Origin of the sequence: Paenibacillus lutimineralis (genome assembly GCF_003991425.1) — a bacterium.
GTDB classification, from domain to species: Bacteria; Bacillota; Bacilli; order Paenibacillales; family Paenibacillaceae; genus Fontibacillus; species Fontibacillus lutimineralis.
In genome coordinates, this window is sequence record NZ_CP034346.1 from 1,305,241 (window position 1) to 1,329,012 (window position 23,772).

At 44.6% G+C, this 23,772-nt stretch carries 20 protein-coding genes; 12 read left to right on the plus strand and 8 right to left on the minus strand.

Annotated elements, in window-relative coordinates:
* Position 1 precedes the first annotated feature (1 nt).
* Both EI981_RS05510 and EI981_RS05515 read right to left on the minus strand, forming a co-directional pair.
* Entirely contained in the window at positions 2-1,348 is a 1,347-nt protein-coding gene (locus EI981_RS05510; protein WP_126996154.1) for an ABC transporter substrate-binding protein, read from the minus strand.
* Positions 1,349-2,046: 698 nt separating this feature from the next.
* Positions 2,047-2,598, minus strand: a complete 552-nt coding sequence (locus EI981_RS05515; RefSeq protein ID WP_126996156.1) for a glycerol-3-phosphate responsive antiterminator — start codon at positions 2,596-2,598, stop codon at positions 2,047-2,049.
* A 152-nt stretch (positions 2,599-2,750) separates the two neighbouring features.
* Here EI981_RS05515 and EI981_RS05520 point away from each other — a divergent pair, with 152 nt between their 5' ends.
* The 3 genes from EI981_RS05520 (at position 2,751) to EI981_RS05530 (ending at position 4,646) form a co-directional block, all read left to right on the plus strand.
* On the plus strand, positions 2,751-3,389 hold the full coding sequence (locus EI981_RS05520) for a Vat family streptogramin A O-acetyltransferase (protein WP_068782474.1): 639 nt from the start codon (positions 2,751-2,753) through the stop codon (positions 3,387-3,389).
* Between the two features lie 160 nt (positions 3,390-3,549).
* Entirely contained in the window at positions 3,550-3,960 is a 411-nt protein-coding gene (locus tag EI981_RS05525) for a CidA/LrgA family holin-like protein (RefSeq protein ID WP_068782473.1), read from the plus strand.
* Positions 3,960-4,646 (plus strand): LrgB family protein, encoded by a 687-nt coding sequence (locus tag EI981_RS05530; RefSeq protein ID WP_126996158.1) that lies wholly within the window; start codon positions 3,960-3,962, stop codon positions 4,644-4,646. Before EI981_RS05525 ends, EI981_RS05530 begins: the two co-directional genes overlap by 1 nt.
* A 55-nt stretch (positions 4,647-4,701) precedes the next feature.
* Here EI981_RS05530 and EI981_RS05535 read toward each other — a convergent pair whose 3' ends face one another.
* From EI981_RS05535 to EI981_RS05560, 6 genes are all read right to left on the minus strand, one after another.
* Positions 4,702-5,562: a MurR/RpiR family transcriptional regulator gene (locus EI981_RS05535; RefSeq protein WP_126996160.1), complete on the minus strand. Its 861-nt coding sequence runs from the start codon at positions 5,560-5,562 to the stop codon at positions 4,702-4,704.
* A 98-nt stretch (positions 5,563-5,660) separates the two neighbouring features.
* The gene (locus EI981_RS05540) at positions 5,661-6,338 is read right to left on the minus strand and encodes a hypothetical protein (RefSeq protein WP_126996162.1); all 678 of its coding nucleotides are present in this window, start codon (positions 6,336-6,338) and stop codon (positions 5,661-5,663) included.
* Positions 6,339-6,379: 41 nt separating this feature from the next.
* Positions 6,380-8,524: a hydantoinase/oxoprolinase family protein gene (locus EI981_RS05545; protein WP_126996164.1), complete on the minus strand. Its 2,145-nt coding sequence runs from the start codon at positions 8,522-8,524 to the stop codon at positions 6,380-6,382.
* 120 nt (positions 8,525-8,644) lie between these two features.
* Positions 8,645-9,940, minus strand: a complete 1,296-nt coding sequence (locus EI981_RS05550; RefSeq protein ID WP_126996166.1) for a citrate transporter — start codon at positions 9,938-9,940, stop codon at positions 8,645-8,647.
* A gap of 36 nt (positions 9,941-9,976) precedes the next feature.
* Positions 9,977-11,350, minus strand: a complete 1,374-nt coding sequence (locus tag EI981_RS05555; protein ID WP_227011707.1) for an FAD-dependent oxidoreductase — start codon at positions 11,348-11,350, stop codon at positions 9,977-9,979.
* Positions 11,351-11,557: 207 nt separating this feature from the next.
* On the minus strand, positions 11,558-12,484 hold the full coding sequence (locus EI981_RS05560; protein ID WP_126996168.1) for a copper amine oxidase N-terminal domain-containing protein: 927 nt from the start codon (positions 12,482-12,484) through the stop codon (positions 11,558-11,560).
* A 339-nt stretch (positions 12,485-12,823) separates the two neighbouring features.
* Here EI981_RS05560 and EI981_RS05565 point away from each other — a divergent pair, with 339 nt between their 5' ends.
* From EI981_RS05565 to EI981_RS05605, 9 genes are all read left to right on the plus strand, one after another.
* Positions 12,824-13,351 (plus strand): GNAT family N-acetyltransferase, encoded by a 528-nt coding sequence (locus EI981_RS05565; protein WP_126996170.1) that lies wholly within the window; start codon positions 12,824-12,826, stop codon positions 13,349-13,351.
* Positions 13,352-13,632: 281 nt separating this feature from the next.
* Positions 13,633-14,220, plus strand: a complete 588-nt coding sequence (locus tag EI981_RS05570) for a YkoP family protein (protein ID WP_126996173.1) — start codon at positions 13,633-13,635, stop codon at positions 14,218-14,220.
* A 2-nt stretch (positions 14,221-14,222) separates the two neighbouring features.
* Positions 14,223-14,951 (plus strand): polysaccharide deacetylase family protein, encoded by a 729-nt coding sequence (locus tag EI981_RS05575; protein WP_127004396.1) that lies wholly within the window; start codon positions 14,223-14,225, stop codon positions 14,949-14,951.
* A gap of 366 nt (positions 14,952-15,317) precedes the next feature.
* Entirely contained in the window at positions 15,318-18,182 is a 2,865-nt protein-coding gene (locus EI981_RS05580; RefSeq protein WP_126996175.1) for an S-layer homology domain-containing protein, read from the plus strand.
* A 267-nt stretch (positions 18,183-18,449) separates the two neighbouring features.
* Positions 18,450-18,755: a DUF6809 family protein gene (locus tag EI981_RS05585; RefSeq protein ID WP_227011708.1), complete on the plus strand. Its 306-nt coding sequence runs from the start codon at positions 18,450-18,452 to the stop codon at positions 18,753-18,755.
* A gap of 286 nt (positions 18,756-19,041) precedes the next feature.
* A complete protein-coding gene (locus EI981_RS05590) occupies positions 19,042-19,347 on the plus strand; it encodes a putative sensor domain DACNV-containing protein (RefSeq protein WP_126996179.1) in 306 nt (101 codons plus the stop codon).
* Between the two features lie 133 nt (positions 19,348-19,480).
* Positions 19,481-19,792, plus strand: a complete 312-nt coding sequence (locus EI981_RS05595; protein ID WP_162616095.1) for a diadenylate cyclase — start codon at positions 19,481-19,483, stop codon at positions 19,790-19,792.
* Between the two features lie 326 nt (positions 19,793-20,118).
* On the plus strand, positions 20,119-20,709 hold the full coding sequence (locus tag EI981_RS05600) for a DUF4145 domain-containing protein (protein ID WP_126996183.1): 591 nt from the start codon (positions 20,119-20,121) through the stop codon (positions 20,707-20,709).
* Positions 20,710-20,976: 267 nt separating this feature from the next.
* A complete protein-coding gene (locus EI981_RS05605; RefSeq protein WP_126996185.1) occupies positions 20,977-23,727 on the plus strand; it encodes a restriction endonuclease in 2,751 nt (916 codons plus the stop codon).
* The last annotated feature ends 45 nt before the right edge of the window (positions 23,728-23,772 follow it).

Here is a 23,772-nt window from a genome sequence, read left to right on the forward strand (position 1 = left end):
ATCATTCATAATCCTCAAGAATTTCATTCATTTTCTTGGCCGCTTCCGGCATCAGCTGTGCAGGGTCAGCCTGGTTCAGAACCATTTCGCCGATTACTTCCTTATACACGGAGCTGAATTCCGGATAAGCCGGGTGCTGCAGACGTGGAGTAACGTTGTCGAAGTTGTCGAATACAGCCTTATATTGCGGCCAGCGACCAAAATAGGCTTTGCCTTCTTCCGTCTCAAGCGCCGATTTGCGAGTTGGCAGGTAGCCTACCGATTCCGCCCAACCGATATTGTTCTCTGCAGCGGTCATGAATTCCACGAACTTCCAAGCAGCTTCCTTCTCCAGATCGTTAGCTCCGTCCATGATCACGATTCCGGCGCCGCCGATGTTGGAGGTACGAGTCTTGTCGCCAGGCAGGAAGGATACACCAACCTCGAAGCTGGCATTTTCACGGTAAGTCTTCAGCATCGCCGAAGTATGCTCCACCATTGCAATTTGACCGCCGAGGAACATCTGGCGCATATTGTCCGAAGCGCCCTTGCCGTAGCCCATTTGCATCGAGCCGTCCTTGATCCACTTCTGGAAATTCTGCACGTAGCGCAGCGATTCCGGTGTATCAACAGCCGCTTGGCCTTCCTCATTCAGAATCTGGCCACCGCCATTAATCAACCAAGGATCATAGTACCAAGTGTCCCAACCAGGAACAGCAAAAGCATAACGTGTCGTCTTGCCGTCCTTGCGCTCAGTTACCTTCTCGTTAAAAGCTTCAATCTTATCCCAGGTTTGCGGTGGTTGTACGCCAAGCTGGTCAAGCAAAGTCTTGTTGTACACGAATACGCTCGTGCTGACGATCAGTGGGAAGCCGAATTGCTTGCCGTTGTAGGCGTAAGCCTGCAGCATTCCTTTGGCAAAATCGTTGGTATCTACTGCGTCGCGGTTGATCCAAGGCGTAAGATCGGCGAACACGCCGCTGTCAGCAAAATTCGGTAGAGAAGCGACTTCGACATTTGTTACGGCAGGAACATCGCCTGCGGCAACGGCTGCCTGAAGTTTTTTGTGCAGATCGTCATAGCCGCCTTGGAATACCGGTTCTACCGTAATATGCGGGTATTTAGCTTGGAAAGCCTCGATCATTTTATTCAAGCCTTCGATCTGAGCATCGCCATGAGCGTGCCAGTATTGGATCTTTACGGGCGTAGTGTCGTCTTTGAGACCGGAGTCAGCTACTGGTGCGGAAGAGTTATTTCCTTTGCCAGCCGCATCAGCGCTGCCAGCTGTATTTGTATTACCGCCGCACGCCGCCAGCGTCAGAGTGAGGATGATGGCGAGTACCGGGTTTAACCATTTCAATGTTTTCATGGATATGAAAACTCCTTTCCTTGATCGAGATTTGGATTTTAAAATGAGAGTTTAAAAGAGAATTTAAAATGAGAGTTCAAAAAGGCCGGTTTTCAGCACCGAAGCTTATGCTTACGATGTGCGTTTTTTCAAAACGCTTCAGTTGGATGAAGCTAGGGTCTGAGGAGCGGAGCGTACGTTGTTTGTACGTGAGCACCGGAAGACCCGGGTGACTTCAAGATTCGATGCTGAATTACTGCATGATTGACTTCGTGTTAGATATAGAATTTATTCGTTATCAGCGGGCTGATGAAATTCTATATCGCAAGAAAACCTACCTTTGCAACGCGGTCGCTCATCCTTGAACTGACCTCGATCAGGTTTTTTTATCAAAAGCGGAATTTTTGAACAACTACGAAAAAGAGACGATTGAACAAACAGCCAAAAGCGCATACCACCTCCTGTGAATTAGGATTGCATGTCATGTGCCCTTGGGTTATCTCATCGTCTCCACCCAAAAGAAATATATGAAATTAAATTGCTGAACCTCTAACGAAACTCCATATCGTTATTTTGACGAAATATCGCTTTTTTGTCCCTGATTGACACAAATAACGATACCCCGTTTCGTTAGAATTTTTATCGGCCCATTTGGATGCAAATAACGATACTCAGTTTCGTTAGAAAGTGAGAAAGGGAGTATTTCAAGGTCGGCCCGCTTACCAGAAGCGCTGGTCGCCGATCGATACATAGTCTGCGCCGCTATCCAGCGCGGTTCGGATCTCTTCCTCGTGACGGATTAGCCCGCCTACGATCAGGGGACGTTGAATCCGCGCTTTGAGCTCACCGATGATTCTCGGCATCAAGCCTGGCATCAGCTCAACTTCATTCGGCTGCGCGCTGGTAATCACCTTAATCGCTGTCTCTACCGCGGCGGTATCGATAGCAAAGATGCGTTGAATCGAAGAAATACCGGCATTTCGGGCCGCAGTAATCGCGTTGCTCTTCGTCGATACAATACCGTCGATATGGAAGGTATCTGCTAAATATTGAATGGCGGAATGATCGCGGCCAATGCCGCCAACCATCTCGACATGTACGTATACCTGCTTGCCTGCCTGATGCAGCTTGTCCATCATATCGCCCATCTGTAGAATATCGCCGGTCATTAAGATGACGCGCTCTACCTGGCTGGTCAGAGCGGCATTGATCTGTTCGGGCTTGGTGATGGAGGCGATGACAGGGAGGCGGGATTCGTCCAATTGCTTCATTATGATGATCCTCTCTCTTCGGTTGACATGCTTCTATTCTAAATGATGAATGTTAGCTCGGGATCAATGCGGTGTTAACGGTATGTAATGCTCATTGAAAAGAAATCTGATTCCTGCTATGTTTGATCCAAAAAGAGAGTGAGGCGTACACTATGAAATTACATGGACCGAATCCGAATGCGCTTTATCCTAATGAACAAATCAAAAGTATCTGTTATATCAAAAATGCAATTACAAGAGACAATATTATAGTAGGTGATTATACGTATTATGATGATATCCATGGGGCGGAGAAGTTTGAGGAGCATGTGACACATCACTATGAATTTATTGGAGACAAGCTGATCATAGGGAAGTTCTGTGCGATTGCCAAAGGGATTGAATTTGTGATGAATGGTGCCAACCATCGGATGAGTTCGGTGACGACCTATCCTTTCAATATTATGGCTCATGGTTGGGAGCAAGCAGTTCCGGATTTAAAAGATCTTCCTATAAAAGGGGATACTGTGATCGGTAACGATGTGTGGATTGGACAGAATGTTACGGTTATGCCTGGGGTGCATATTGGTAATGGAGCAGTCATTGCTGCTAATTCTACGGTAGTGAAGGATATCCCGGCGTATAGTATAGCTGGGGGAAATCCTTGTAAAGTGATTAGACAACGTTTTGATGATGAGATGATCGAATATCTCGAAGCACTGAAGTGGTGGGATTGGGATGCGGAGAAAATCTTTAACAATCTTGAAGTGTTATGCAGCAGTGACTTAACTAGAATTAAAGAGATTAAATAAAACTAATATGATTTTTTCATATAAGATTCGGAATATCATTAACACTTTCAAGAAAACTCTGATACCCTTAATAAGGTAGCCCAATTAAAATGAGTTTTAGTCGGAGTTACAACCACCTGTTATGGCAGGTGGTCGTTTAATTTGAAGGGATCTTTGCATCATGAAAATCATTCGTATTATTATCCAAGTGTTGCTGCTATATTTGTTCTACATCGTTGGGGAATATCTACAAAAGAAACTGCATCTTCCTGTGTCCGGAAGTATCGTAGGCTTACTGTTACTCTTTGTTCTATTGCTTTTCAAGGTCATCCCCTTGAAGTGGATAGAAGATGGTGCCACCACGATATTAGCTTATCTTCCGTTATTTTTTATTCCAGCGACGGCTGGGATTGTGAACCATATGGATATTTTTAGTGGGAGAGGTTTACTGTTAATCCTGATCCTTATCGTTAGCAGTGTGCTCACGATTGCTGCAGCTGCACATTCTAGTCACTGGCTTTCTAGCCTTAACAGCAAGAGGAAAGCGGGCTGGAGTGGCGAGAGATTAAGCGAAAAGGGGAAGGAAATATAATGTTTTTTATCGCGACAGGTATTGTTCTACTGAATGTAGCTATTTATTTAATGATGTCGTGGGTGTATAGACGATTTCGCAATCCTGTACTTATTCCCGCGCTTACAGCGACAGTTATTGTTGTAGGGATACTCATCTATTTTCATATTCCGTATGACACCTATATGATAGGTGGTCAGTGGATCAATAAGCTGCTCGGTCCTGCTGTAGTGTCTCTTGCTTACCCGCTATATAAACAACGTAAGGTGCTCGTCGAGAATCTCCCAGCGATCTTGGGGGGAACGGTTATAGGTCTGCTTGTAGGGATGTTTAGTGGACTCCTTCTAGCGGCAGGATTAGGATTCTCGAAACTATATATTCTATCTATACTACCTAAATCGATCACTACACCCGTAGCCATTCAGATTTCAAGCAGCTTAGGTGGGGACTCTTCCTTAACCTCTGTATTTGTCATGATTGCCGGATTTACGGGCGCGATTGGCGGACCTTTGATCATCAAGCTGTTTCGAATTCAAAGTGAAGTTGGAATCGGAATTGGTCTAGGGACTGCTTCTCATGCGTTGGGAACTGCAAAAGCATTGGAATATGGTGAACGATCCGTCTCCATGAGCTCGGTGGCGATGACGGTTTGTGCGATTGTCGGTTCATGCATCGGTCCGTTAGTGGTTTGGATGATGTATCCATAAAGAAGCGCCCTTTCCGCAATGGAAAGGGCGCTCTTCATTGAACCCATATTTAGCTTCATAAATAATAGTTAGTCATCGCTTGATCGCTGGCCAGAACGGCCTCGCTGTCGAGCTTCTTCTTGAGGTAAGTCTTGTCCGACGAGATGAAGATGCTCATGATCAGATCGACGACGAACAGGAACGTGATGTGATTGGACATCAGCGCGCTGTTATTAACCGATATCTTATCCGGTACGATGATGTTCACGTCCGAATTCTCTGTAATTGGTGACGAATCATAACAGGTGATCGCAATCGTCTTGACCTGATGGACCTGCGCAATCGCGACGGTCTCCACGATCTCCTTGGTTGAACCTGAGCGAGAGAAGGCGACAACAGCGTCTTCCTTGCCGCATTGGGCGGCGGCGATCTTCATGGCACGGCTGTCGTTGATCGCTTCAGCCATAATGCCGATAATGGACAAGCGATTCTTCAAGGCGATGGCCGCCAGATAAGAATCGAACATGCCGATAATGAATATGCGCCGGGCTCCCTTCAGTATATCCACCACCTGGCTGAGCTGTTTCTCCGTAACCAGCGCGGATGTGTTCACGATCAGTTCATTATAATCGAGCGCAAGCGCGTCGATGGGATTGATTTCCCGTCTCTCTTTTTTCTTGGCCTGCATATCCCGATAGAAGGCGTCCTGGGCAAAAGCGATTTTGAAATCGTTGAAGCCCTTGAAGCCGACCTTTTTACAGAAGCGGTTGATACTTGTCTCCGATACGCCGATTTCATTAGCAATGGCCGTGATCGTGTTGCGCGTAATAAAATCCGGATTGTGTATGACAAAATTGGCGATCTGATTTTCACCGTAGGTTAATTTTTGCGTCTGGGATACGATCTTGGCGATGACGGCCGGAACCTGTGAAGACATGATACCTCCTCCTGATCTAACGCTGGAAATGACTACTCCGGCGTGTCTGGCAATAGCTTTTCCCATTATATCATACTGAGTGAGGTATTGAGAGTGCGTTATATCCATAATTTGCAAGTTGTAATCTGCTGCATAAAATCCTCAGCCTGAAGCTGCTTCTCTTCGATTAAATAGGCATAATCCAGCAAATTGGGTAGGCAGGGAAGACCCAGCAGCTCTTTGCAGAAGGCATGCGCGGCGATCTCGCAGCACTGCACTACACTGGATCTTTTCGTCCATGGCCCCAACTTAAATACCTCAATCGCTTCAAGCCGCTCATTTGTAAAAGACTGCTCCCGGTACTCCAGCCAGTGGTAGAACTCATGGGCCAGATGAATATCGACCAGAAGGTCGAGATCCGCTTCACCGCTGCTGGACCGTTCACCAAGGATTTCTTGGCATACCGTCTGCATTCCTTTGAGCGAGGAGGCATACAGAATGATTTCCGGCGGTGTCTTGGAGAAATCGATCTGTGCGCGGAAGGAGACGTTATGAAATTTACCGGAAGCCTCGGTGATCTCGTAACGAAGTCCGGCTTCCCTGCACATGGCGCGAATGCCGTGGCCTTTGTAGGCTGCAGCCGCCAAGCGTCCGGCTTGAAGCGACTCATGGACGTAATAGGGAATTTTCTCCTTCGGTATTTTATGAAACAGCGGGTCCTGCCGCAGCTCCATACAGCCCAGGATTTCATCGGACAGACCAGGCAGCATATCGGGTATAAGAGCTTGCACCGGCATTCATCATCGTCCTCCTCGCATTCAGCTAACGGATCATATTTCTATTGATAAGCAATAACCAGCATTTCATCTTCAGGCTTAAGCATTTCGGTCTCAATCTCAAGAATGGACAGAAGCTGTTCCTTGGTCTGCATACCAGTCAGATCGAGCATTTTCTCCTTATAAAAGACGAACACCTTCGGGATTGTAGCATTGGCATCAGAATAAATGGTGTTATCGTCCAAGAATGAGCTCAGCGCTTCTGTTGCGGATTTGCTTAGCTTCGTATAGTGCACATTGTTCTTCTTGAAGCGGACGACGCCTTCGCGGTCGAGAACGCTGACCGAGCTGGATTTCTTTTTTAACAGGCCAAAAAAGGATTTCTTCACGTTCTCGCTCACGAACAGGTTCCAGCGTCCAGTCTGTGCAGCAAGCGCCGTCGATTCCAGCGGCTGGTCGATCGAGCTAGCAGCAATGGCTTTCATATCTTCTACGGACATGGCCTCCTGACCCAGATCCTTGGAGCGCAGCTCGGTGGAGCCGGTCGCCATCGCGCGTAGAATGTTCTTCTGGCTGTCGATCTCGATGCTGACTTCGACGGTTTCCTCGGAAGCGCCGGATTGCACGATGCGCTCAATGATGTCGGCGCGGATGCGCTTAATATCTTCCTCGGTCGGATTAACGACTGTACGCTCCAGCTGCTCCTTCACCATGGCTAACGCAACCCCGATCGTAGAGACGTAAGGAGCATTGTTGGCGATTTGCGATTTGAAGCCCTCGCGATCTGCCATTGCCGGGATGAGCACCGCGCCGCTGCCGCCGCCGCCTACCAGCGTGACGAAGCTACGGTCCAGCTCATAGTCCGCAATCATCTCGTTGACGGTCTTCATCGTCTTATCGATAGCGATATTCATGACTTGTCTGGCGGTTTCCTCTATGCTTAGTCCAACATGATCGGCCAGTGCTTTCCAGGCTTTTAACGCCGCTTCTGTATTTCCTCGAGCATAATCGCCCTCAGGGATGTAGTTCAGAATATTGGCCGCTCCGGCGAGCGTATAGGAATACTCCTTGCCTCCGGCGCATTCGAAGATCACGTATTCAGCAGGGTCGCCCTCACGCGGGCTGATGAATTTTACCTTCGGATCGACAATATTCTCGGTCGGAGCGAAGGCTTCATATTCTTTACCGGCAATGTGCGCGCTTCGCGGTCCAACGTCCGTGATCTTGCCTCCAGCTACCTTGATCATACTGCCGCCGGCGATGCCAAGCGTACGTACATCCAGGGATTGCAGGTAGGTGCGGTGGCCGCCGACCTCGGCATTCTTGATCATGACTTTCCCGTTCTTGATGACGGAGATGTCGACACTCGTTCCGCCGACCTCGAAGAAAATCCCATCGGAGATCTTCTCGTACATCAGCGCCCCGGCGACCCCGGCAGCAAGACCGGACAGCATCGTCAGAATCGGACGCTTGCGTACTTCATCGATACTCATAACACCGCCATCGCAACGCATTATCATAAGTTGGGACTGGATGTTAGCATCCTTAACGGACTTCTCGGTCATATTGGCGGTCTCCATCATTTTCGGGATGAGGGAGGCGTTAACGACCGCCGTGCGTGTCCGTGTCTTCAGGCCATAGAGCTGGCTGATCTCATGCCCGCCTGTGGAGTACAAGCCCTTGCGGCTCGCCAGCTCCACCACGCGCAGTTCGTTGGTGGGGTCATCTACGCTGTATGCTTCAGAGGCGACAATCACCTCAGCGCCCTGGGCCGCCAATTCATCGATGGCCCCGTTGATCTGCTCATCTGTCATGTTCTTGGAGTCCAGATACGTATGGAAAGTATGCAGGAACTTGCCCGGAGCCAGCTCGATATCGCCCGGATTGGATTCGGAGCGGGCGCTCAGCCCATCGATGCCGGAGCCCATACCGATGATGCCGACGCGGGCTACGTCTCCTTCGAGCAGGGCATTGGTGGCCTGCGTTGTCCCATGGGCGATGAAGGTTACGTCTTCGGGCTGGATGCCTCTGCTGCTTAGAATCCGCTCCAGTATTTGCACAATCCCTTTGGCCACACCGTCTTGGTCATGGTGGGTGGTCGGGATCTTCATTTTCTCGATGACTTCAAATGTCTCATTGTCGATCAGTGCCGCATCGGTAAACGTACCGCCGACGTCAATGCCGACCCTTACTTTCGTTCTCCCCATAATGTCCTCCTCCAGTTGACGGGTCAAGGACCTTCTGCTCGAGCTTCAATAGAAACTCTGCGCAAGGCCCTTACCCGGTTTTATCTATAAAGGTAATTCAAAAAAGTCCACTTTTAAGGTTTAAAACACCATAAACGATCCGATGATAACGGCGATCAGGACGGACGCCATCGTCCATGGCAGTGTCTTCTTCAGAATTTCGTTGATGTCGCTCTTCGTGAAGTCGGCTACCCATACGTTATGCGAGTTCGTAGGGTCGGACACGGATTGCACGTTGCTGACTGCGCGCAGGGCGAGCATGGCAGCGACCGGAGTCATGCCGGCAGATACGAACAGGGCGGCGATACCACTGCCAAGGCCCCATACGTTCAGCGGTCCGCGATAGATAGCCAGCGGCGACAGAATCGTGAAGAACAGGATGAACATCAATGGTGTATTCGGCAGCACGGACTCGATCAGCGGCGAGATGACCGCCGATACTTGCGGCGACATTACTGAGCTGAGCAGGATGCCGATTCCGATCATAAGTCCCATCGCGCCAGCAACGTCCTGAATTCCTTCCACAAGTGCGCTGGAGAGGATATGAACCGGACGCTTCGGCCAAGTAAGAAGAATCGTAACAAGTGCGCCAGCAATAACCGCCGGAACGATATCGATCTTGAAGATAAATACGAGCAGTACTGGTACAAGCGGACTAATCAGGGCAATGGCAGGTACCTTCTTGTCGCCACCGCCAGGTGTTGCTGCTGGCATCGCCCAGGCTTTGCGGCCTTTGCCGTCTTTTCGAATATAGAAGACGATCATGGCCAAGGCAATAAGGATCAGCGGGGAAGCTACAACCAACGTGTAGTCGGCGATCTGCTCAACTGAAAGACCAAGCACATCGACGTATACAGCCCAGTTGGATACGTTGAACAGGGAGCCGACGCCAACGGCTAGCAGAACAACGATGGAAGCGACGAATTGGGAGATCCCCGCCGTCAGCATAATCGGGATAACGATGGTGCCGACGAGGATGACCATGCCCAGTCCTCCTGCCGCGGAAAAAATAATGGATGCGGTGATGAAAAATAGAATAGCTATAAGTATAGGTTTATCTCCGGCCAACTCGGCCGCTTTGCGGATAATGGATTTAGTAATACCGACTTTGTTCAGAATCTGACCGAACCAGGCACCGAAGATCAGCCCGGCGATCGCGCCAGATAGCTTCATGGAGCCTCCAGCCAGAATGGTCTTGGCGATGGACGTCGCCTCAGGATCATTCGATAGCAGCGGCACGCCCGCGATGATGGCGAACACAATCGCCATTAAGGGCAGAGCCAGAATTGTCGGCAGCTTGCGCGTCATCATCAGCCCGACAAACACCAGAAATACGAGCAAAATACCGATGGCTTGCAACCACATTGTCGTTGTCATCTGATTTTATTTCCCCTCTCCAAATGGGTGATTATACTAAACTTCTAAGTAAGCGCCTTGCTCTTTGAGAAGTGATTGAACTTGCTTGATGTCTACATCTTGGACGTTCTTGTGCTCGAGCGCCGCGAGGGCTGCTGCTACTCCGCCGCCATGACCGATGGCGCCTGTCGTCGGGGTGGTTCGCATCGCTGCCTGCGCTTCGAAGGTGGCCGAGATGCAGCGGCCGATCACGATCAGGTTGGGCATGGAAGCGGTGATCATGCAGGAATACGGAATGCTGTATACGCCGCCCCATTCCAGCTTCTCATGCTTGGTGCCTTCGCCGTCCGGACTATGGATGTCGATGGGATAGCCCGAGTGAGCGATCGTATCTTCGAACAGACGCTGCTGCAAAATATCCTCGGCCGTCAGCGTGTAGATGCCTTTGATCTGGCGCGATCCGCGCACGCCGATGCTTGGTCCAGTGGACTCGACAACCGCATGTTCGAAGCCGGGAATGTATTTGCGGACAAACAGCTCCAGCTCACGACACTGCTTGCGGCCTTCCATTTCTGCCTGGCTGAGGCTGTGCGCGTTGGTCGCGTCATATCCGATAATCCGTGTCGTATTGAGGATGACCTCGCCCGGGTTATTGGTCTCGAAGAACAGAATATTTTCACGCGGTATGGAGATTTCACCCCGCTCTTTGGCAGTTTTGAACAGGCTGTCAAAACCGCCAACTGAAAGGCGAGGGGACTTCTCAATAATGGAGGTATCCCCGTTGTATAGTGGGAAGTCCTCTGGATGAGCGTGAATATATTCCTTGACCCTTGGGATATCGACGTTGTACATTTTCATCTTAAGGGTCATCGGCTGTGTCGCTCCGTCGGATTCACGTCCTTTGGTGTACTCGACTCCTGCCAAGGCTGAGAGGTCGCCGTCACCTGTAGCATCGATGAAGACGGAGGCATGAATGTCGCTAAGCCCGGATTTGTTACAGACTTGTATGCCTGTAATGCGGCCATCTTCGGTATTAACGCCTGCTAGCATCGTGTGATACAATATATCTCCGCCGGCTTCCGTTACCATCAGCTCCAGTTCATGCTTCATTGCTTCGGCATCAAATGGGGTAACCGAGTATGTAAATCCGACGGTGTCGAAAATATGCCCCGGAGATTTGCCCAACTGCTTCAGCCGCTCGATCAATTCCCCGGTGAAACCTTGAATGACCTGCTTCTCACCAGCATGGAAGGTCATCATCGGCCCGACACCGTTGGCGGTTAGAGTGCCGCCAAGGAATCCGTGGGACTCAACAATCAGCGTCTTCGCCCCGGTTCTGGATGCCGCAATGGCAGCCATAGCCCCAGAGATGCCTCCGCCCATTACAACTACGTCATATTGCTTCATAGGTTCTTCGCTCCTTTTTCGCAAGTTAATAGCTTGTGTTGCTATTAGGCTAACAAAATAAATTTAATTTGTAAACGCTTTTAGAAAATAATTTTCTAAATATCCGGAAATGTTGAAAATTGTTTGCTGAATTTTGGGGATTTGATGTTAAAGAGGATTTTTGAGGAAATATTGTGAAAAAAAGAAGACTTCCGAGAGGGAAGTCTTCTGATAGAGTTGGGATCATTCTATTTATTGAATGGCATCCAATGCAGCCTCAACTTGATCTTCGATCGATGCCTTCACATACTGCATGCTTACCGAATACCCATCTTCGTCACCTTGCAATAAGAGAGTGATCAAAGTGTCGCCTTTCTTCCATTCGCTCATATAATAGCCCCCATCGAAGAGAGGAATCTGTTCTTGTGTATCCTCATAAGCGCCAACGACATCTGTGATAGGTTGCCCGTAACTTTTAACTAAACTATCGAACGCTCCATCATAGAAGCCAACTAACCCGTCTTCGTTAAGACCGGAAATGTCGGGGCTAAAGACCACTTTGGCTAATTTATTCTTATAGAATATATATAGCTCTTCAGGGTCTTCCATGGAATGCTGGTACAACAGCATATAAATATCGCCTTGGCCGCCTTCATCGATAAGCGTCGAATACCCGGCTACTGATTTAACTTGTTCCGGAGTTAATCCCCAGATCGGAACATTATCGGTTCCCGGCTTCTCACCAATCCAGGCGATACCCTGAGAAGCATCCAATCCGATCTGCTTTCCAGTTAACTGCTTCACCGCTGACAAAGGAATATAGGTGGTTCCGTTCAATGTCTTGGCTGGTGCAGCAAGGTTGACATTAGTTCCGTTGATTTTCGCTTTTTTGCTGCCTAGATTTACGGTGATGAATGATCCCGCTGAATTTTTGGCAGTAATGGCCTTTGTCTTTTTATCGACGGTTGTGACATATTTCAGATCAGCGAGGACAGCTTTCATCGGAACGAGTGTAACATTCTTCTCTACAACTGCCGGAGTTTTCGCAGATGAAATCGAGCCATCCACAAAGAGCGTATAAGACACAGCAGCAGCGGCGGAAGTAGGAGTAGTGAACGAGAATAGACCGATCAGGACGGCCAGACATCCCATAAGAGTAAGATAAGTAAACTTTTTCATAATGTCTCCTTTTATGTACTTGATATGAAAATCCTGTGATCCTATTAATATAGCATATGGATTGAATAGTGAGGAATATATTTCCTGGGGGCAGAAAAATATTATTAAATAATGATGCTACTTGTTGACATCCTTACTCGGAATTAGGATTATTGCATTAGAAGGTAATTTAGCGTGGGAGGTGAAAGGGTAATTCAAATCTGTATTTGTAGAACCAGAATTCTTAGGGGTTCCCATCCTGCATTTTGCCTGAATGCTGCATCATGAATTCGTAGAGGGGTAGAACTGCTTTTTGATACTGATGAAATGACTCATTCACGCAGAACGGGAGGATTCACAATGATAACCTATCAAATGATGACGGAAGAGCAAGTAGGAAAACTAAGGGAAATTGATCGTTCCGAGCATATTGATCTAATCTACGAGATGCAGAACGGTGAGATGATAGAATTGCAGGCCGGCCATGAATGTCCAAGTTGGGACGAAGATTTGCTGCATGAGATGGAGGGAAGATATCTGTTGGAATTGCGCAATGGGGGAATGGCGATTGGCGCGTTCGATGCAGATACGTTAGTTGGATTCGGTGTATTGGCTCATCAATGGCGAGGGGAGCAGCAGGATCGTCTTCAGATAGATCTCATGTATGTATCCCGGAACTATCGCAGACAGGGTATCGGAACACAGATCATACAGACGCTGGCAGAAGAAGCAAAGCGAAGAGGCGCGAAGTACCTCTACATCTCGTCTACAGAGACGCGTTCAGCGGTGTCTTTTTACAAGAGTAATGGCAGCCAATTGACGAAGGATGTAGATCCGGAGCTATTCAAAAAAGAGCCGAAGGATATTCATATGTTGGTTGAGTTGTAGATATACGAATTGAAAATAGCTTCATAGAGATTTAACGCAAAAATGCTGGCAGAATTGTTGGCATTTTTGCGTTTGTATAGTCTAATTTCACCTACTGTTGGGTTGTGAAGCTTAAGAAACATGTAAGAATTGAGAAAGAAAAAAGAGAATTACGCCTTGTACTATGAAAGTGCCAGGGAGGTGTTCGACAGAATCGGCTTCTTCATTCACTTCGTGATTAACGGCAGACGAACAGAAATTCTACTATATATATTTTTAATTGGGAAGGAATTGATGTTTTCGTGAGTTACGCCTTATACAACAAAATGCTACAGTCGCTGTGGATGGCATGGGAGACTGTATTTGAACGTATTACGCCGCTTCGGAGTGTGTACCAGTCGAAATTCGGTATTTGCAAAATTGTCGTTCGCGCCCACCGCGGTAGTTCTATCCGCTGCGAGGATGGGACATACGTACATGCGGGTGATCAAGTCTGTGAAATTCACCTTGATAATCGGGAAGTTCTGCAGTTATCACGGGCGGTCGGGGCAGATCGGGCTGCGATTGTGACGGCACGCAGGCTGCGCGAAGCGTTGAAGGATATTGGCCGAGCGGTCGACACAGATCCGAAATTGGCAAAGGCTAAGGCCTTGACCGGCATTACCTTGCTGCATCGCGGCATTATTCATGGATTGGGATTCGAGCTGCATCCGCTGGAGACGAAGTGGATGGAGCGGATATCGACGGTATATCTTCGCTTGCTGCTTCGCATGCTCAATCCAGAAGGGGCCAAACGCTTGAAGCAGCAGAGATCGAAGCTTATACCGAAAATGCTCATGATGTCCCGAGCGTCTTTGGTAAATCGATATGCAAGCGGGGTAAAGGCGTAATGATGGACAATCTCATTCCACGTTTGCTCATTTTCTTGATCGCGCTTTATATGGGGCTGCCTTTCCTGCTGACTCGAATATTCGGTTGGGGGGTCTTTCGCAAGGCCAGTCGTAAGCGGGCAGAGCGCCATGTTGCCTTTACATTCGATGATGGACCCGATCCCCGCTATACGCCCAAGCTGCTTGATCTTCTTCGGGACCGAGGCGTGAAGGCAACCTTCTTCGTTCTCGGCAGCAAGGCGGAGAAATATCCGGAATTAGTGAAGCGCATGCATGAGGAAGGACATCAGATCGGCATTCATAATTATACGCATATGCTGAATTGGATCATGTCTCCAAGAAACATACGTCGAAAACACGTTGAGCGTTCTGCAGACATTATCCAACGAATTACGGGAGAACGTCCGACCTACTATCGTCCTCCTTGGGGGATTTTGAATATTATGGACCTGTTCCTGCTGCGTAAGGCATATCGGCTCGTGTTATGGTCGGTTATCGCGCGCGACTGGAAACTGAATACAGGCGAACATCATTTGCGTAATCTGCTGTCCGATCATATCCGTCCCGGGGCTGTCATCGTATTGCATGATAGCGGCGATACTTTTGGGGCTGACAGAGAAGCTCCCGGACAAATGCTGACAGTACTTCGGGACATCCTGTCCGAGACCGAACGAAGAGGCTTGAAGTGCGTGCGCACGGATGAATTGCTGAAGCTGGAGCATGCAATGTAAAGTCGCAAAAAGAAGGATCATTCACTATCTAAAAGTAGCAAACCATAGAGAGACAAGGAATCCTTGTTGGCCCATTTCCCGGCCAATCCCCCGATTGCGATTAGGCTCTGGAACTGCTGCATCGAAAACGTAATAGATAAGAATTAACGCTTAAATGCTGGCAGGTTTGCCGGCATTTTTGCATTTGTAAGGCGGATTCTGTGAGGATCGTCTAGACCACCATCGTAGTCTAAAATGATCATTTGTTGGAGTGGCGGGCAGCGATAATATGATGAATAATTTAGTGAAAGTGAAATCGAAGCTCCATTTTGCCGATGAAACATTATGAGGAATAGTAGAAGACAGTAATATTTAATGGAGGTCAACATGAAACGATTAATTTCAGCGGTGCTATGCCTTATGTTCATCCTCACGGCTCATTCAGGTACGGTGCAAGCCAAAGGGGATAACGTAAGTGCCGTTAGCGAGCAGCACTATACACGTATCGGCGAGGACTACGACATTCTTGACGACAACGTACTACTGGCGAAAAATGATGGATCCGTATGGACATGGGTCATAAATAAAGAGTCTTTAAAAACTTCAGATTACTATATAGGTGAAATGTTCCAAATTCCGGGCTTGCAGGATGTGAAGCAATTTAGGTACAAATCGCCTGAGGAGAACAGTAGAGCTATTATTAACTACGTTGCGTTAAAAAAAGATGGAACCGTATGGTATTGGGACTCCAAAATCACCGAAACCGACGCTGCTATTATACATAGTCCTATGGGTACTCCTTCGCCCATCACAGAGTTGAATCAAGTCACTTCACTCGTCGCTGATTTTTATTATGACAATTCTAACTTCAAGACCTTGTTCGTATTAAAATCAGACGGTTCGGTTTGGAGCTGGGGAAGCGAAATAGGCAGCGCCTCGTCGAATCCGATTCAATCCAAGCTGTTTGATGATGTCGTATCCATAAGCTCGGCGAACGGTTTCGCATATGCAGTTAAAAAGGATGGTTCGGTTTGGAAATGGAGCACAAGTGACTACCTTCCGCATAATATCTCTAAAGACAAAGGTCCAGAACAGGTCAAGGGTCTTAGCGATATCGTCAAGATCGAGACGGGCGCTTATCCAAACTATGCTTACAAGAAAGATGGTACGGTCTGGTCCTGGTCGGCATATAACTCTGCGAGTGTTCCCGAACAATTACATGGGGCAACCGGCGCGCGAAGTATCGTTGAATTTAGCACGATGCTGCAAGATCAATTTATCGATTCCATTTATGCTTTGCGAACAGATGGTCAGCTTTGGTCCGTATACAACGAAGATAAAGTGTTCCAAGGGCTTATGGACATCGTCTCCATACACAATAAAGTCAAGGACAGGTATTCTAAATGGTATTATGCCTTGAAAAAGGATCAGACCTTGTGGGCATGGGAAGATGATTATTATTCCTTGCCCAAGCTTGTTGTGTTCACGAAAGGAACGGCAGTTGGTTATCGTTCTGGGACGGTAGGACAACCTACTGGTGATCAAACTGGAGCAACAGGCACGTCAACTGGTGATCATTCGGGGACAACAACCCAACCAACGGGGAATCGGAATGGGACAACAGGCACACCCACTGGCGGTCAAACTGAAAAAACAAACCAACCGACTAGTAGTCGTCCTGGCACGGGAGAGCAAGCAACTGGAGATGGTTCCGGGGCTAAAGCTAAACCTGTTATACGGACTACTCCGGAAATTAGCCTTTTTCCGTTTATCACGATGCTGCAGCCTGGCGGACAACAGATCATTACCGCAAGCAATATGCTTCCGGGGACAAAAATAACGTACACCATTGACGACCCGAGCATAGGAACTATATCGAATGTGAATGGCATACCCGTCATCACCGCGAATAAATCCGGACAAACTGTTGTACGGGCAACCGTAACCCGAGCTGGCTTTCCAGACGAGACCGCCTACTTCTTGTTGTATGTCGTGGATGGCAGCATGCTGTCTAATACGTATCTCACGGCCATCGGGTCGATTCCTGACGCTGACAGACAGAACCCCGTTATCGTAGAGGGACTGACACAAGCGGGAGAAATTGTGATCACAGCCGCTAGCAGCGAAGAGGTGGCTCCCGTTAACGGCCAGTTCGTTATAACGACCGAGTTGATGGGCCAATTAGCAGGCAATGCGTCAAAGGCGAAGTTAGCGGTAAAGCAGGCGCTGTCGGAGAACCGAATTACGCTTGCGAGAGAGTTGATCGTGAATGCAGAAATTTTGCCCTCGTCCGGACAAAATGAATATATTTTCAAGCTATACAAGGATAGCTTAGTGGGTCGGAAGGATATTGACTATATTACCATTCATGCGGGGGATGCGAAGCTGGTGCTGAATGTTGCGACCGCAGATCGCCTGTTTGATTCACGTACGGTGATTGTGATTCGTCTGGTCCAAGCGGATAAAGGCGGATATCGCGTACAATTCTCAGATGAACAAGGTCAGCAGCTGTCGAACGTATCAAGCAACATCCTGCTCATTTTGCCTGCAAAGCAGACGAATGCAACACATACCAGCGTGTTCTATTCAAATGGTAAAAAGGCGCAGCCGATCGGCGGAAAGTTCAATCCGTCCCAAAACGGCATAGAAGCGGAAATCAACCGTTCCGGAACGTATTTCGTGGACGAAAATCCCAAGTCATTCCCTGATGTTGACGATCGAGATCCAGAGCTGCAGCAAGCGGTTCAGTTCCTGGCTTCCAAAGGAATTGTGACCGGGAAAGAGAACGGTAATTTTGAACCCGATTCTCTGCTCACCCGTGCAGAGTTCACGGCTATGCTTGTAAGAGCCTTCTACGCATTGGATGAGACGGCGACGGAGAGCTTCTCCGACGTGCATCCACCGCAATGGCATCATCCCTATATCGCTTCATCGGAGAAAAAGCATATCGTCGAAGGTTACCCTGACGGCACGTTCAAGCCGGATAAAACGATATCCCGGGAAGAAATGACCGCCATCGGCGCAAGATACCTGCACGAGAAGAAACATTATTACTACCCTGCCAATCCGGAGGATTACCTGAGCCAATTCGTAGACAAAGAGACCATCTCCAATTGGGCCAAGCCAACCATGTCCTTGGCTGTGAAGCAGCACTTGATCGATGTTCCTGCTAATAAACGAATTAACGCTCGCGAGGCTGTCACGCGCGGAGAGGCTGCGCGGATGTTGTATAGGCTTTATTTGTTGCTCTGAGTGGGAGGGTTTTAAAGGGAGAATGTAGAAAGATGTAAAAAGGGCTGGATATAATTTATCCAGCCCTTTTGCGTATAAAGAATCGGATTCGAGCTCTTTTGGTGATGGAATAATATTATTGATGCCGAGCAACTCAAGTATCCCGAATCTTCTAGCCTTTTTATTTCTTAGATGTATTATGCGAATACCGCATAAATTTTAACTTACTGTATTTGTTTAGGGTAAACTCGTTTAAGGGAGAGTTTAGTCAAGTGTTAACTCTTTACTTTGATCATAGAGGACGAGCCCATGAAGAATATTATAGAAGAACTATATTACGGCAACCTGCATCCCGAAGAGGGTATTGTTCCCACAGATCCGGAATATCGTCCGCTTAATAGAAAAGTTTCTAAACTGATAGAAGAGGCAAAGGAAAGATTTTCGGAGAACGATTTCGCCACTCTTGAGCAGGTTTTGGATTTAACGAGTGACTCTAGATCCATGGTTACAAGTGCTTCTTTTGTAGAGGGGTTTAGGATGGGGGCTTTGGTGATGGTGGAGGTGTTTTGTGGGGGCAGGGTTGTTAAAGAATAGAGGAGGGATGGGGGATATACTTAATGTGATATAAAATAAATAACTATTGAAACTTCTGCTGGTAATATCAGTAGGAGTTTTTTTATTAAAGTTAATAGGAATTATTTTCCTCATTTTGCTCCAAATTTATAGTAGAATGTGCATATAGTACATTGTAACTATTTCAATGGAAGAGGTTCGTAGATTCAATTGTATTTTGTGATTTTACGAAGTTCGTGAATATTACGTTATCAGAAATGATTTCTAAAAGATATAAATGGAGGATTACCATGAAAAGTAATATCCAATGACACTAGCTTCTCATTTAAAAGAAGTGTGGAATAAAAGAGGTTTAATTCTCAAAGGAATGGCCGTTCCAGAACTGCCATCAGATGAAAATTTATTAGAGTTACTTGAAATCTCTTATCATGCATCACTCATGACTGAAGAAGCACGAAAAGTAAAGTTTCGTCTTGCATTTTGTAATCCCGATGATTTCACTAAAAAGATTTTAGCTAACAGAGAACAATACCACACTATCCATTTTAAAAATTCGCGTGATTTTAATGTGAGTGAATTATTAAGATTAGCACCAGCCACTGACCCAACATAATCTTTATTTTTCCCTTTGGGACGATAATCGTGAGTCCATTAATAAAGGAGAATTTAGAGAATATCACAGAAAGCTATCAAAAAAAGAAGAAGTAGAATCAGAATTATCTGATGCAATAAGATTTGTTGCTGTATTGTCAGGAGTAGATGGTGCTATTGTGATGACTGATAAATTACGATTATTAGGATTTGGGGCAGAAGTTACCGTATCTTCTCCATCTTTAAGTAAGATAAAAGTCGCTGAAGATGTCAATGGTATTGGCAACAATTATTTCCCCATAGAATCTTTTGGGACAAGACATCGTTCTGCTTTTAGATTTTGCTCCAGTTACGAAAATTCTGTTGCTTTTGTAATATCACAAGATGGCGGGGTAAAAGCGATTAAGAGAGTAGGGGCAGATATAGTATTATGGCCAGATATTAATTTGAGTTATCTGGGAATTTGACAGGATATTTTCTCACAGTAAATCAATTAAGAGAAATCATTTCTGATAACAAAACATTCAACGCAGCGGATCGGCTTTATCGATCCTTGGTCCCGGAAGCAGAGATCGAAGAAGTGATATCACATAACATATTATTCAAGCTGAGGTTCCTAGGAGCTTTGTTCTGCCAGGTGGATTCGAAGAGGCAATCCAGCAGACAATCACTAGCAGGGTACATGATTACAGAAACGCGATATGACATACTCTAGAACCTGAATAATTCATTTAATGTTACATGATTTATATTTAACAAGATCGAAAATTACCATATATGGAGGTGCGATTATATGAGATTATTTGGTAGTTGGGATAATACTAGAACTACGAGTGGAATATCATATCATTGTGGATTCTGTGGTACTAACGCTGCGCCAAGTGCTTATTATTATTGCGTTAGCAAATCATCAACATCATCAAAAACAACAGCACGAATTTATATCTGCCCTAATTGTAATAAACCTACTTACAAATCGGAAAGTGAACAAATACCTGGTTTTAAGTTTGGACATGAAGTAAAGCATTTACCTAATGATGAAGTAAGGGAATTGTATAAAGAAGCTAGAAAATGTACAAGCATTGGGGCATTTACTTCTAGCGTTCTAGCTTGTAGAAAACTACTGATGAATGTCGCTGTCTCTCAGGGTGCAGAAGAAGGGAAAAGTTTTGTCGAGTACATAAATTTTCTTGAGAGTAGAGGTTATATCCCTCCCGGAGGCCGAACTTGGGTTGATGAAATAAGGAAACATGGGAATCAGGCCACGCATGAAATAGAAATGAAGACTAAAGAACAAGCCGAAGGTATTATTGTATTTACTGAAATGTTACTTAAATTTATCTTTGAATTTCCTGCTTCTGTTACTAGCACATCATCAAGTTAATTCAAGGTAGAATATGAAGAGAGCACGTCATATAAGACAATATTCACGCATTGAACTTGTCGGCCCTCTGTCCAGCAGAAGAGGTTCCGAGGATGACCAGGGACAAGGGGGCATCAATCCGCTAAGATAGGAGCTATCTAAGGGGATTGACGTTGTGAATATAGGAACATTAGACGTAATTCCCTAAAAGCATAGTAGTGGATGTATGGGAATGGTATAAAAAATTTTTGATGGATAATTTAGAATGGACATTCCGCGGAGGTAATTATGTATAAAAAAGAATTTAAAATAATTTTTAATGAAGAAGATAATCGAATCAAACAAGGTGAGTATTTTGAAGATATTGTTGCTAAAATACTCAAATCCCAACGGTACATTGTCAAGCAGAGAGTGAACTTTACAGGAATGGAAATTGATTTAATTGCTAAACACAATGATAGAAATAATGAAGAAATCTATGTTGAATGTAAAGCAAAAGAGAAATTAAGTTCAAATGATATCAAAAGTTTTGTGTTTAATACTACATTCAAAAAAATGCACTATGGATATTTTATTTCAACTGTGGAATTTGGGCATCAAGTCGCTGGATTAATTGATGAAATTGAGAATAATAGCGAGTATAAGAATTTATATTTTTTTGGACCTGAAAAAATTATAGAATTTTTAGAAGAATCGAATGAAATTGTAAAGGATAATAATAAAAATTTTACCGAAAGTGTAGCTAAAATGATATTAAGTCACACATATTTTGGTGTATATAAATTGTATTTGTTTAGTGGTGGAACTTTCTCAACAAAATTTTGTGTAACTAATAGTTGCAATGAAATTGTAAATGATTTAGACATAATAACAAAATTACAATCCTACATACCTGAGATTTCTGATCTAGAATTTGTTGATTACTCTAATGAGGAAGAACTTGAAAAACTTAATAGTGCAAATATTTCTAATTTTGAAGCTACAATGTTAGAGACAGTAGCTGAGGTAAAACGAAGTGAAGAATGGTTTGATTATTTACCAACGTCAAGCAAACACTTCATTGGTAGAAAAGACATACTTATGAAATATGAAGAGTTTATTGAGTCAATTAAATCAAAAAAAAGTGATAAAAGAGTTTTTTATATAGAAGGTAAGTCTGGATGGGGCAAGAGTTCATTAGTTTCTGCAATTAGAGATAAAAGTAAGACAAAAAAATTCAGAAACTCAGAGTTTATATTCGCAGTTGATACAAGAAGTGCATCAACTAATAATTTTATTGCACTAGCATTTAGAAAAATGATTGAAAGTGCTTCAGATGAAGGGTTTCTTGGCTCAGGACATAGCAAAAATCAGATTAATATACTGTCAAGTTATGATATTTTGGGTTCTGAATCGATAAAAACATTATTTCAATTTCTTGAAGAAAATAATAAATATCTAATTCTAATTTTCGACCAATTTGAAGATATCTTCAGAAAGGAATCTATTTTTAAAGTCTTTTATAAGTTTTTACTAGATATTAATAATTTTCGAACAAATATTATCGTTGGATTTTCATGGAAATCTGAAATAGCAGTACCTATTCAGCATGAAGCATATCATTTATGGCAAGTTTTAAAAAGTGAAACTTTTAGTATTGATATGAGAGAATTTGATTCAAAGGAAGTTAATGGAGTCATTAATCAGCTTCAAAATTCTATAGAGTTTAAGCTAGACTCAAATATAAAAAGAAGAATCATGGAAAGTTCTCAAGGTTTTCCTTGGTTAACAAAGAAATTATGTATTCACACCTTCAATGAGTTTAGCAAAAATGTATCTATCGATGAGTTACTTGAGCAAGAATTGAATATTAAGACGCTATTTGACAAAGATCTTGAAACCGTGAATGTCAATGAGCTTAAAGCATTAAGGTACATTGCGAAACGAGCATTTGATGGTAATATGTTTGATGCAACGGAAATCGATGAGGTCATTGATAACATAACTCTTACTTCATTAATTAATAAGAGATTAGTTATTCGTTCTGGAGCAAAATATAATATTTATTGGGATATTTTCAGGGATTACTTGGTCAGTAATGAAATACCATTAATTGGGGAAAGTTATATTTTAAGAATAAGACCAAGTGTTTGCTTTGAAGTTTTTAGCGATTTTCAAATCAATGAAAGTATAGAATTCGAGGAACTGAGACATAGATATGTAGGAAGATATACAGATAAAACGTTATATAATATTTTAAGGCAGCTTCTAGATATTGGATTACTCACTAAAGAAGAAACAGCCTATAGAGTCAATAAGAATATTGAGTCGGTTGATAAAACTGAATTTATAGATTATTTGAGTAAGAAATTTGAGAGATACACCCCATATCTCAAATTAGTGAGTAGCACTGATGAAGTTAATTCAATTCAACAGATTCTTCTTATTCTACAAGATACATTTAAGGGAGTTGAATTAAGAAACTCGACATGGGAAATATATACAAAAACATTTATTAGTTGGATATCATATATTGGTTTAAAAGGTATCGAAGATATCGAAATGTATTCATTTGATACTATTCTTTCAAATAAGCTTCCAAGTAGAAAATCAAAAAATCAAATGTTGACATTTACGCCTCAGAAACCAATAAGAGATGATATCGAGGTGTTTTTAGAGGTAATAAACAATAAAGATAAGATAGATATTAAAAGCAAAAATAAATTTTTATATGATCTAAGTGCAATTGGGGTTTTGCATTATTGGAAGGATGATGTCATTTTGACTAAAATCGGAATACAACTGTCGATGATAAAATCTAAAGATGAGTTATTAAGTGCTTTTTCAAACCTTGCCAGCAATATGGATAAAATAAAAAGAGCAATTGAATTGATTACTGATAATAATATTACAAATATAAAAGAATTTAGAACTCATGCATTTGAGTTAGTCGAACATATTAATTCTGACATTTATAGAAAACAAACATTAGGTAAGATTTTTAATTGGGCTATTTTTATTACTGAAAATCGTAGGGGGATTTTTACTGAAATCAATTGAAATCTAGGACGTGTCTGAAAACTAAAAAAATGTGGTATGATTTGA